9 protein-coding genes and 1 pseudogene are annotated in these 11272 nt (G+C 70.3%); 9 read left to right on the plus strand and 1 reads right to left on the minus strand.

Annotated elements, in window-relative coordinates; genetic code table 11:
* Window positions 1-16 precede the first annotated feature (16 nt).
* The 8 genes from tal (at window position 17) to AB0L95_RS28960 (ending at window position 9015) form a co-directional block, all read left to right on the plus strand.
* Window positions 17-1162 carry a transaldolase gene (gene tal, locus AB0L95_RS28925; RefSeq protein ID WP_365166328.1) on the plus strand — a complete coding sequence of 382 codons (1146 nt, stop codon included), beginning with the start codon at window positions 17-19 and terminating at the stop codon, window positions 1160-1162.
* Window positions 1159-2871: a glucose-6-phosphate dehydrogenase gene (gene zwf, locus AB0L95_RS28930; protein WP_365166330.1), complete on the plus strand. Its 1713-nt coding sequence runs from the start codon at window positions 1159-1161 to the stop codon at window positions 2869-2871. The genes tal and zwf overlap by 4 nt, the downstream gene beginning before the upstream one ends.
* Complete coding sequence (gene opcA, locus AB0L95_RS28935) at window positions 2868-3803, plus strand: glucose-6-phosphate dehydrogenase assembly protein OpcA (protein WP_365166332.1); 936 nt, start codon at window positions 2868-2870, stop codon at window positions 3801-3803. Before zwf ends, opcA begins: the two co-directional genes overlap by 4 nt.
* Complete coding sequence (pgi, locus tag AB0L95_RS28940) at window positions 3796-5445, plus strand: glucose-6-phosphate isomerase (RefSeq protein ID WP_365166334.1); 1650 nt, start codon at window positions 3796-3798, stop codon at window positions 5443-5445. The genes opcA and pgi overlap by 8 nt, the downstream gene beginning before the upstream one ends.
* Window positions 5446-5461: 16 nt before the next feature.
* On the plus strand, window positions 5462-6343 hold the full coding sequence (gnd, locus tag AB0L95_RS28945) for a phosphogluconate dehydrogenase (NAD(+)-dependent, decarboxylating) (protein WP_365166351.1): 882 nt from the start codon (window positions 5462-5464) through the stop codon (window positions 6341-6343).
* 6 nt (window positions 6344-6349) lie between these two features.
* A complete protein-coding gene (locus tag AB0L95_RS28950) occupies window positions 6350-6976 on the plus strand; it encodes a histidine phosphatase family protein (protein WP_365166336.1) in 627 nt (208 codons plus the stop codon).
* 62 nt (window positions 6977-7038) lie between these two features.
* The gene (locus tag AB0L95_RS28955; protein ID WP_365166338.1) at window positions 7039-7494 is read left to right on the plus strand and encodes a TerB family tellurite resistance protein; all 456 of its coding nucleotides are present in this window, start codon (window positions 7039-7041) and stop codon (window positions 7492-7494) included.
* A 222-nt stretch (window positions 7495-7716) separates the two neighbouring features.
* Window positions 7717-9015, plus strand: coding sequence for an MFS transporter (locus tag AB0L95_RS28960; RefSeq protein ID WP_365166340.1), 1299 nt, complete (start codon window positions 7717-7719; stop codon window positions 9013-9015).
* A gap of 196 nt (window positions 9016-9211) precedes the next feature.
* Here AB0L95_RS28960 and AB0L95_RS28965 read toward each other — a convergent pair whose 3' ends face one another.
* The gene (locus tag AB0L95_RS28965; RefSeq protein ID WP_365166343.1) at window positions 9212-9451 is read right to left on the minus strand and encodes a hypothetical protein; all 240 of its coding nucleotides are present in this window, start codon (window positions 9449-9451) and stop codon (window positions 9212-9214) included.
* A 325-nt stretch (window positions 9452-9776) separates the two neighbouring features.
* Here AB0L95_RS28965 and AB0L95_RS28970 point away from each other — a divergent pair.
* Window positions 9777-11272: pseudogene (locus AB0L95_RS28970) on the plus strand (DUF4158 domain-containing protein); the annotation flags it as partial.

Here is an 11272-nt window from a genome sequence, read left to right on the forward strand (position 1 = left end):
GATCGCACGAAGGAAGATGAACACAGTGACCGAAGCAACCGCAGCCGCGGAGCCTCTGCAGCGCCTGTCCGACGCGGGCGTGTCGATCTGGCTGGACGACCTGTCCCGCAAGCGCATCGCCTCCGGCAACCTCGCCGAACTCCTCGCCACGAAGCACGTGGTGGGCGTCACCACCAACCCCTCCATCTTCCAGGCCGCCATCGGCTCCGGGGAGGGCTACGAGGAGCAGCTCGCCGGGCTGGCGGAGCGCGGCGTGACGGTCGAGGAGGCCGTCCGCATGATGACCACCGCCGACGTCCGTGCCGCCGCCGACATACTGCGGCCCGTGTACGACGCGACGGACGGCCGGGACGGCCGGGTCTCCATCGAGGTCGACCCGCGGCTCGCCCACCGCACCCGGGCGACCGTCGCGGAGGCCGAACAGCTCTCCTGGCTCGTCGACCGCCCCAACGTGATGATCAAGATCCCGGCGACCGAGGCCGGCCTGCCGGCCATCACCGAGGTCATCGGACAGGGCATCAGTGTCAATGTGACGCTGATCTTCTCGCTGGAGCGCTACCGCCGGGTCATGGACGCCTATCTGGCCGGCCTGGAGAAGGCCAGGGCCGCCGGGCTCGACCTGTCCGCCATCCACTCCGTGGCCTCCTTCTTCGTCTCCCGCGTCGACAGCGAGATCGACAAGCGCCTGACGAAGCTGGGCACGGACGAGGCGCTCGCGCTCAAGGGCCGGGCGGCGCTCGCCAACGCACGGCTCGCCTACGAGGCGTACGAGGAGGTCTTCGCCGGTGAGCGCTGGCTCGCCCTCGCCGAGGCGGGCGCCAACAAGCAGCGCCCGCTGTGGGCCTCGACCGGCGTGAAGGACCCGGCGTACAAGGACACCCTGTACGTCGACGAACTGGTCGCGCCGGGCACGGTGAACACCATGCCGGAGGCGACCCTCGACGCCACCGCCGACCACGGCGACATCCAGGGCGACACGGTGACCGGCGGCTACGCGCAGGCCCGCGCGGACCTCGCGGCCGTGGAGCGGCTCGGCATCTCGTACGACGAGGTCGTCAAGCAGCTCGAGGACGAGGGTGTCGCCAAGTTCGAGGTGGCCTGGCAGGACCTGCTGGACGCCGTCACGACATCACTGAACAGCAAGGGGGTTGACGCAGCATGAGCAAGGAGCGTCGCGAGACGAAGGCGTCCTCGGCCGTGAGGAACGCCGAGGAGGCCGCGGTGCAGGCGACCGAGGAGACCAAGGCTCCCGGGGCAGGATCCCCCGACGCGGCCTCGAAGACCGGCGCCGCCGCGGCCGAGAAGACCGCCGCCCCGGCCGAGAAGGCCGGCGGACCCGTCCCGGTCGCCGACTGGGACAACCCCCTGCGTGACCCCCGCGACCGCCGGCTGCCCCGGGTGGCCGGGCCCTCCGGTCTGGTCATCTTCGGCGTCACCGGTGACCTGTCCCGCAAGAAGCTGATGCCGGCCGTCTACGACCTCGCCAACCGTGGTCTGCTGCCGCCGGGCTTCTCGCTGGTCGGGTTCGCCCGTCGCGACTGGGCCGACCAGGACTTCGCCCAGGTGGTGCACGACGCGGTGCGCGAGCACGCCCGTACGGAGTTCCGCGAGGAGGTGTGGCAGCAGCTCGCCGAGGGGATGCGGTTCGTCCCCGGCGACTTCGACGACGACACCGCGTTCAAGCAACTGCGCGCCGCCGTCGACGACTTGGACGCCTCCCGGGGCACCAGCGGCAACTACGCGTTCTATCTCTCCGTACCGCCGAAGTTCTTCCCGAAGGTCGTCCGGCAGCTGAAGAAGCACGGGCTGGCGGACGCCCCTGAGGGCTCCTGGCGGCGCGCGGTGATCGAGAAGCCGTTCGGCCACGACCTGGCCAGCGCCCGTGAGCTGAACGCCATCGTGCACGACGTGTTCGAGCCGGACCAGGTCTTCCGCATCGACCACTACCTGGGCAAGGAGACCGTCCAGAACATCCTGGCGCTGCGCTTCGCCAACCAGATGTACGAGCCGATCTGGAACCGGTCGTACGTCGACCACGTCCAGATCACGATGGCGGAGGACATCGGTATCGGCGGCCGGGCCGGCTACTACGACGGCATCGGCGCCGCCCGTGACGTCATCCAGAACCATCTGCTCCAGCTGATGGCGCTGACGGCCATGGAGGAGCCCATCGCCTTCGACGCGGAGGCGCTGCTCACCGAGAAGCTGAAGGTGCTGAAGTCGGTGCGGCTGCCGGAAGACCTCGGCGGGCACACCGTGCGCGGGCAGTACGCGGGCGCCTGGCAGGGCGGCGAGAAGGTCGTCGGGTACCTCCAGGAGGAGGGCATCGACCCGCAGTCGAAGACCGACACCTACGCGGCGATCAAGCTGGAGATCGACAACCGCCGCTGGGCGGGCGTCCCCTTCTATCTGCGCACCGGCAAACGGCTCGGCCGCCGGGTCACCGAGATCGCGGTGGTCTTCCAGCGCGCCCCGCACTCGCCCTTCGACTCCACAGCCACCGAGGAACTCGGGCAGAACGCGATCGTCATCCGCGTCCAGCCGGACGAGGGCATGACCGTGCGCTTCGGTTCGAAGGTGCCGGGTACCTCGATGGAGATCCGGGACGTGTCCATGGACTTCGCCTACGGCGAGTCGTTCACGGAGTCCAGCCCGGAGGCGTACGAACGGCTGATCCTGGACGTACTGCTGGGCGACGCCAACCTGTTCCCCCGTACCGAGGAGGTGGAGGAGTCCTGGAAGATCCTCGACCCGATCGAGGAGTACTGGGACAAGCACGGCAAGCCCGCACAGTACCCCTCGGGCACCTGGGGCCCGAAGGAAGCCGAAGAGATGCTCGCACGAGACGGACGGAGCTGGCGCAGGCCATGAAGATCGACCTGACCGACACCACGGCAAGCAAGATCAACAAGGCGCTGGTGCAGGGCCGCCGCGCCATCGGCACTCCCGCCGTGGGCATGGTGCTGACCATGGTCATCGTGACCGACGAGGAGAACGCCTACGACTCGGTCAAGGCGGCCGAGGACGCCTCGCGCGAGCACCCCTCGCGCACCCTGGTGGTCATCAAGCGGCACGCCCGCACCCCCCGGGACCGCACCGCCTCCCGGCTCGACGCAGAGGTCCGGGTGGGCTCGGAGGCCGGCACCGGCGAGACGGTCGTCCTGCGGCTGTACGGCGAGGTGTCCGACCACGCCGACTCGGTGGTCCTGCCCCTGCTGCTGCCCGACGCTCCGGTCGTCGTGTGGTGGCCGGTGGACGCGCCGGACAACCCCGCGCAGGACCCGCTGGGCGCCCTCGCGCAGCGCCGGATCACCGACATGTACGCGGTGGAGCACCCGCTCGAGGCCCTGAAGGCCCGGGTCGCCTCCTACGCCCCCGGCGACACCGACCTGGCCTGGACGCGGCTCACCCTCTGGCGGTCGATGCTGGCCGCCGCCCTGGACCAGGCGCGGACCAAGGTGACCTACGCGGCGATCGAGAGCGAGGCCGAGAACCCCAGCTCCGAACTGCTGGCCCGCTGGCTGGGCAGCCGGCTCAGGGTGCCGGTGGAGCGGATCGTCACCGCCGGACCGGTCATCACGACCGTGCGGCTGGGCACCGAGAAGGGCGAGATCGTCATCGACCGCCCCGACGGCCCGCTGGCCACCCTGACCCTGCCGGGACAGCCCTCGCGCACCCTCGCGCTGAAGGTGCGCCCCACCTCCGAACTGATCGCCGAGGAGCTGCGCCGCCTCGACGCGGACGAGATGTACGCCATCGCCCTGCGCGGCGAGGGCGCCAAGGAGAACGCCGGCAATGACTGACAGCCCCAGGCTCACCCGACGCCCCGAGTGGACGGCCCTGGAGGACCATCGCGGTGGCCCGCTCCTCCACCCCGACCTGCGCGCCTTCTTCGAGCAGGACCCCGGGCGGGCCGAGCGCTACACCGTGCGCGTCGGCGATCTGCTCATCGACTACTCCAAGCACCTGATCACCGACGAGACCCTCGCCCTGCTCCAGGAACTGGCCACCGCCACCGATGTGTTCGGCCTCAGGGACGCCATGTTCCGCGGCGAGAAGATCAATGTCACCGAGCGCCGGGCCGTGCTGCACACCGCGCTGCGCGCCTCGCGGGACGCGGTGATCGAGGTCGACGGCGAGAACGTGGTGGCCAAGGTCCACGCGGTCCTCGACCAGATGGCCGCGTTCGCGGACCGGGTCCGTTCGGGCGACTGGACGGGCCACACCGGCAAGCCCATCAGGAACGTCGTCAACATCGGCATCGGCGGCTCGGACCTGGGCCCGGCGATGGCGTACGAGGCGCTGCGCCCGTACACCGCGCGCGAGTTGACGTTCCGGTTCGTCTCCAATGTCGACGGGGCCGATCTGCACGAGGCCGTGCGGGACCTGGACCCGGCGGAGACGCTGTTCATCGTCGCGTCCAAGACGTTCACCACGATCGAGACGATCACGAACGCGACCTCTGCCCGCTCCTGGCTGCTCGACGGCCTGGAAGGCGACCACAAGGCGGTCGCGAAGCACTTCGTGGCACTGTCCACGAACGCCGGGAAGGTCACCGAGTTCGGGATCGACCCCGACAACATGTTCGAGTTCTGGGACTGGGTCGGCGGCCGCTACTCCTACGACTCGGCGATCGGTCTGTCCTTGATGATCGCTGTCGGCCCGGACCGTTTCCGGGAGATGCTCGACGGCTTCCGCCTCATCGACGAGCACTTCAAGAACGCTCCCGCCGAGGCCAACGCGCCCCTGCTGCTGGGCCTGCTGGGCATCTGGTACAACAACTTCTTCGACGCCCAGACCCATGCGGTACTGCCCTACAGCCACTACCTGTCCAAGTTCACCGCCTATCTCCAGCAGCTGGACATGGAGTCCGACGGCAAGTCGGTGGACCGCGACGGGCACCCGGTGGAGTGGCAGACCGGCCCGGTGGTGTGGGGCACCCCCGGCACCAACGGCCAGCACGCCTACTACCAGCTCATCCACCAGGGCACCAAGCTCATCCCGGCGGACTTCATCGGCTTCGCCCGGCCCGTCGACGAGCTGAGCGGTGAACTCCAGGACCAGCACGACCTGCTGATGGCGAACTTCTTCGCCCAGCCGCAGGCACTTGCCTTCGGCAAGACCCCGGACGAGGTGCGTGCCGAGGGCGTCCCGGAGGAGCTGGTTCCGCACAAGACGTTCAAGGGCAATCGCCCCACCACCACGATCCTCGCCACCGAGCTGACCCCCTCCGTCCTCGGCCAGCTCATCGCCCTCTATGAGCACAAGGTGTTCGTCCAGGGCGCGGTCTGGAACATCGACTCCTTCGACCAGTGGGGTGTCGAGCTGGGCAAGGTCCTCGCCAAGCGGATCGAACCGGCCCTCACCGAGGGCGCCGAGGTGCCCGGCCTGGACCCCTCCACCACTGCTCTCGTGGCCGCCTACCGTACGCTCAGGAAGAAGTGAAACTGACATGACAGCGATGCAGTTGGGCCTCATCGGCCTCGGCAAGATGGGCGGCAACATGCGCGAGCGGATCCGCCGCGCGGGCCACACCGTCGTCGGCTACGACCGCAACCCGGACGTCTCCGATGTCAAGCACCTGCCCGAACTGGTCGAGAAGCTCGAGGGGCCGCGCGTGGTCTGGGTGATGGTCCCGGCCGGCTCCCCCACCCAGTCCGTCATCGACGAGCTCAAGGACCTGCTGTCACCCGGCGACATCGTGGTCGACGGCGGCAACTCCCGCTGGACCGACGACGAGAAGCACGCCACCGAACTCGGCATCAAGGGCATCGGTTTCGTCGACGCGGGCGTCTCCGGCGGCGTCTGGGGCCTGGAGAACGGCTACGCCCTGATGGTCGGCGGCGACAAGGAGCACGTCGAGCGCCTCCAGCCGATCTTCGAGGCGCTCAAGCCCGAAGGCCCGTACGGGTACGTCCACGCCGGCCGGGTCGGCGCCGGGCACTTCTCCAAGATGGTCCACAACGGCATCGAGTACGCGATGATGCAGGCGTACGCCGAGGGCTGGGAGCTGCTGGAGAAGATCAAGTCGGTGGAGAACGTCCGCGAGGTCTTCCGGTCCTGGCAGGAGGGCACGGTCATCCGCTCCTGGCTGCTGGACCTCGCGGTCAACGCCCTCGACGAGGACGAGCACCTGGACAAGCTGCGCGGCTACGCCGAGGACTCCGGCGAGGGCCGCTGGACCGTGGAGGCCGCCATCGACAACGCGGTGCCGCTGCCGGCCATCACCGCCTCGCTGTTCGCGCGGTTCAGCTCCCGGCAGGACGACTCCCCGCAGATGAAGATGATCGCCGCCCTGCGCAACCAGTTCGGCGGCCACGCGGTCGAGTCGACGAAGGAGTAACCAGCCATGGGCGACCTCCTGTTGGTCCGCCACGGCGAAACCGAGTGGAGCAGATCGGGACAGCACACCAGCTGGACCGATCTGCCCCTCACCCAGCGGGGCGAGGAACAGGCCAAGTCCCTCGCCCCGTTGCTCGCCGGACGCACCTTCGCCCTCACCCTCACCAGCCCGCTCGCCCGGGCGGTCCGCACGGCGGAACTGGCCGGACTGTTCGACGCCGTACCCGACCCCGATCTGCACGAGTGGGACTACGGCGGCTACGAGGGCATCACCACGGTCGAGATACACCGCACGCGGCCAAAGTGGCGTCTGTGGACCGACGGTACGCCGCCCGGCCCGGACGGACATCCGGGCGAGTCGCCCGACGAGGTGGCGGCGCGCGCCGACCGGGTGCTGGCCCGTATCGCGCCGGCGCTCGCCCAGGGCGATGTGATCCTCGTGGCCCACGGTCACTTCCTGCGTGTCCTGGCCGCCCGGTATCTGGGCCTGTCGGCCGCCGAGGGGCGGCTGCTGCGGCTGGAGACGGCCACGGTCAGCCGGCTCTCCACCGAGCACGACTGGCCCGTGATCGCGGAGTGGAACGCGCGCGGAACTTCTGCGGCATCCCGTCAGTTTCCTCCTACGTCGCCGTAGAAATGAGAGGTCACGGCCCATCCACCGGGACGGGCCGGCCTCGACGACGTAGGGAGTTCTCCATGGCCCTGTGGGATCGCATCAAGGAATCGGCCTCGACGATGCAGACCCAGCTCGTGGCAAAGAAGAACGATCTGAAGAGCGGTGCGTTCCGCGACGCGAGCATGGCCATGTGCGCGCTCGTGGCCGCGGCGGACGGGACCGTGGACCCCTCCGAGCGCCAGCGTGTCGCCCAGCTCATCGCCACGAACGAGGTGTTGCAGAACTTCCCGGCCGACGACCTGCGCCGCCGCTTCGAGGACAATCTGAACAAGCTGGCAGCCGACTTCGACTTCGGCAAGGTCAGCGTGCTGCAGGAGATCGGCAAGGCGAAGAAGAAGCCCACCGAGGCCCGCGCCGTGATCCAGATCGGCATCGTCATCGGGGGCGCCGACGGGAACTTCGACAAGGACGAGCAGGCAGTGGTCAGGGAGGCGTGCTTCGCGCTCGACCTGCCGCCGCACGAGTTCGACCTCTAGGTCGTACCCGCGGGTCTCGGCAGACACCGCCGGACCGCTTGGGCCCGGGTCACACCGTGTCGCGGCGATCGCCGCGTGCCACACGGTGTGACCCGGGCCTTGTCGTCACCTTGTTCGCAGAACCGAGGAGACCGCGCGCACACCCTGTGGGCCTCACCTCGCCCGACGAAGTTGTGGTCTAGACCTTGCAACCGGCCCGTCGTGCCGTCACCATGACCGATCATGAGCGTGTCCGTCCTCGCGCCCACCCGCCTGTGGACCCGTAACTTCGCCCTCTACTTCACCGCCCGCATCGTGTCGATGCTCGGCGACACGATGATCCCGGTCGCGATGGCCGTCGCCCTGCTCTCGCTCGGGTATGGGGTGAGTGCGGTCGGGTTCGCGCTCGGGGCCTGGATGGGTGCGTTCGCTCTCTTCGTCGTGTTCGGCGGGGTGTTCGCGGACCGGTTCCACCCCAGGCCGATGATGATCGGCGCGGACGTGGTGCGGTGTCTGATCCAGGGGTCACTCGCGGCCGGTCTCGGCCTCGGGCATCCGCCGCTGTGGTTCGTCATCGCCGGGTCGCTGCTCGGCGGCACGGCGACGGCGATGTTCCAGCCGGGCCTCACCAGCCTGGTGCCGCAGGTCGCCGCCGATCCTCGGCAGGCCAACGGAGTGCTGCGGGTGAGCCAGGGCATGGCCACGATGGCCGGGCCCACGCTCGCCGGACTGCTCGTCGCCTCCGCCTCGGCCGCCTGGGTGTTCGCGGTCGACGCCGCCACCTTCGCGGTCAGCGGGATCTGTCTGATGGCCCTGCGGCTGCCGCCGTTCACGGTGGACCGGTCGGCCTCCACGCTGCGGAATCTACGCGCGGGCTGGGACGAGTTCCGCTCCCGGTCCTGGCTGTGGGGCGTCATTCTGATCTGGTGGGTGCTCGGCATCTTCGTCTGGGGACCGCTCACCCCGCTCGGTGCGGCCTCCGTCATCGCCGCGCACGGCAAGGCCGCGTTCGGCTACGCCGAGGGGGCGTTCGGCGCCGGCTGTGTCCTCGGCGGGCTGGTCGCGCTGCGGATCCGTCCGTCCCGCCCGCTGCTGGGCGGGGGGCTCGCGATGTTCCTGTTCCCGCTCATGCCGCTCGCCGCGGCACTGGCCCCCGCCCTGCCGCTGCTCATGCTCGGTTACGGAGTGAGCGGGATCGGCTGGGCCTTCTGGGGCGTCCAGTGGGCCACCGCGGTGCAGACCCAGATCCCGGAGGACCGGCTGGGCAGGGTGGCCGCCTACGAGGTCGCCGGTTCCATCCTCGCCGTCCCCCTCGGTCAGACCTTGTCCGGGCCCGTCGGCACCGCGTTCGGCCTGCGCGCGCCGCTGCTGGTCGCCGCGGTGGTCGGCCTGGGCTGTGCCGCCGCCCTCATCGCCGTCGCGCCGATCCGCCGTCTGCGGCTGTCTCCGGGCACAGGAGTCACCGGCCCGTTCCAGGGACGGCCGGAACGCCGGGGCGCGGCCGAGGAAGGGGCACCCGGCCGATCCTCGCGGTGTCGGTGACGACGGTCGACTCCGTGATCGTCTGCGCCGTCCCCGCTGGTCAGGCGAGGCGCTCGGGGAGCTCGGGGGCCGGCTGGCCCTGGGTGGCGGCCCCGGTGGACAGGAGACGGAGAGCGTCGGCGCTGGGGGTGTCGGGAACGGCGGTGTAGATCACGAGCGTGAGGGTGGGGTCGGAGGCCAGAGCGGGGAGAAACGCTCAGGCGGCCGGGTCGAGGTAGATGAACCTGGCGATGTTGGCCGGGCGGCGCGGGTCGGCAAGGAGGGGTGCGTACAGGGCACGGGCCAGGTGGTTGGCGGCCAGCATGTCCTGGCGGTCGTTGCGGATCCGGGGGTTGGGGAACATCCGTGTCAGATCGTGCGCTAAGCCTTCGTCGGCCCTGGTGGGAGCCTGACGGTGCGTCGGTCGCCGGACCGATCTGACACGGATGTTCCTCAACCCCCGAGGCGGCGGCCGCCGGGGCCCGCGGGGTCAACCTGGGGGTTCCAGAAACGGGGCCCTCAGACGAGGGCTGGAAAACGGGAAAGCGCCGGCTTGCTCGCCCCCCGCGGGGGGATCGCCGGGCCGGTCACCACGGCGGCGGCGCGGTGAGCGGAGCGCCCACGAGGGGCTCGGCCACATCGCGGCAGCAAGTGCTCCCCCGCAGCCACGGCGGGCGGTGCGGTCTGCTCACGCTCGCGCGTGCGTGACGGCGGCAGTACGGCGCCCGGCCGGTGACCGGTCCGGCAGACGGCATGCCCTGCTCCGCCAGGCACCCCGTCGGTTCATGCCGGACCCGCGGCACGTGCCGGCGGAGGTGGCTGAGTACCTGGCCGAGCAGTTGGGCATCGCCGATTCGTCGTGCCTGAAGGAGTACGGCGAGCGGGACGGGACGGCCCGTACGCATGCCGGGGAGATCCAGGAAGCCGGGGGTTGGCGTGACTTCGCCGAGGTGCGGGACGAGCTGAGCGAGTGGCTCGACGCGCGGGCCTGGACGACCGGCGACGGGCCGAAGTCGCTGTTCGACGCGGCGGCTGGGTGGCTGCGCGAGCGCCGGGTGCTGCTGCCCGGGGCCAGCCGCCTGGCCCGGCTGGTGGGCACGATCCGGGAGGCGGCGAACAACCGGCTGTGGGACACCCTCTACGGGCTGCTCAGCACCGGTCAGCGCGCGGTGCTGGACTCGCTGCTCTCCGTGCCACCAGGGGCGCGAGTGTCGGAGCTGGACCGGCTACGGCGCGGTCCGGTGCGGATCTCCGGCCCCCAGATGAAGTGGGCGCTGGAACGGGCCGAGGAGATCGCGGCCTTCGGGATGGGCGAGGTGGACGTGTCCGCGATACCGCCGCGGCGGCTGGCAGAGCTGTCGCGGTACGGGATCGACGGCAAGGCGTCGCTGCTCAAGCGGCACGGTGACTCCCGGCGCCTGGCCACGCTGCTGGCCACTTCGGTCTACCTGACGTCCCGGGCGGTCGATGACGCCCTGGACCTCCTGGAGGTGCCGATCGCGACGAAGCTGCTGGCCAGGGCGGAGCGGGAGACGGCGAAGGAGAAGCTGAAGACCCTGCCGCGCGTGGAGAGGGCGTCGGCGAAGCTGGCCGCCGCGTTCCAGATCGTGTTCGACAGCACCAGCGAGCAGGTCGACACGGACACCGGGGAGATCACCCCGCCCGAGGTGGAGACGCTGGAGGCGATGTGGGAGCGGATCGAGCAGGTGGTGCCCCGGCACGAGCTGGCGGCGGCGATCGCAGCACTGTTCGAGCTGACTCCGCCGCTCGACTCGGACGCGGACGCGGCATGGCGGACCCAACTGGTCACCCGGTTCGGCACCGTGCGGCCGTTCCTGAAGCTGCTGGTGACGGTGGTCGACTTCGGCGCCACCCCGGAGGGCCTGCCGGTGCTGGAGGCGTTGAAGTCGCTGCCGGACTTGATGGGGCGCAAGAAGGTCGGCCCGGCTGAGATCGACACCGGCCTGCTCACCGGGTCGTGGCGGCGTCTGGTGCTGTCCGCGCCGCACCTGGAGCCGGGCACCGTGGACTGGAAGGCGTACGCGTTCTGCGTGCTGGAACAGTTGCACCGGATGCTGCGGAGCAAGCAGGTGTTCGCGAAGAACTCCTCCAAGTGGGGCGATCCCCGCGCGAAGCTGCTGGATGGGGAAGCGTGGGAGCAGGCCAAGCCCACCGTGCTGGCGTCGCTCAACCTGCCCGCCGGGGCGGGGGAGCACCTGGCGGCTCGGGCCGCGCTGCTGGACGGCACCTACCGCGAGGTCGCCGCGCGGGTGCCGGC

This window comes from Streptomyces sp. NPDC052036, assembly GCF_040680495.1.
Lineage (GTDB): Bacteria > Actinomycetota > Actinomycetes > Streptomycetales > Streptomycetaceae > Streptomyces.

Coding starts and splice junctions, on each gene's coding strand:
- tal (WP_365166328.1), top strand. CDS start 17: ATGAACACAGTGACCGAAGCAACCGCAGCCGCGGAGCCTCTGCAGCGC.
- zwf (WP_365166330.1), top strand. CDS start 1,159: ATGAGCAAGGAGCGTCGCGAGACGAAGGCGTCCTCGGCCGTGAGGAAC.
- opcA (WP_365166332.1), top strand. CDS start 2,868: ATGAAGATCGACCTGACCGACACCACGGCAAGCAAGATCAACAAGGCG.
- pgi (WP_365166334.1), top strand. CDS start 3,796: ATGACTGACAGCCCCAGGCTCACCCGACGCCCCGAGTGGACGGCCCTG.
- gnd (WP_365166351.1), top strand. CDS start 5,462: ATGCAGTTGGGCCTCATCGGCCTCGGCAAGATGGGCGGCAACATGCGC.
- AB0L95_RS28950 (WP_365166336.1), top strand. CDS start 6,350: ATGGGCGACCTCCTGTTGGTCCGCCACGGCGAAACCGAGTGGAGCAGA.
- AB0L95_RS28955 (WP_365166338.1), top strand. CDS start 7,039: ATGGCCCTGTGGGATCGCATCAAGGAATCGGCCTCGACGATGCAGACC.
- AB0L95_RS28960 (WP_365166340.1), top strand. CDS start 7,717: ATGAGCGTGTCCGTCCTCGCGCCCACCCGCCTGTGGACCCGTAACTTC.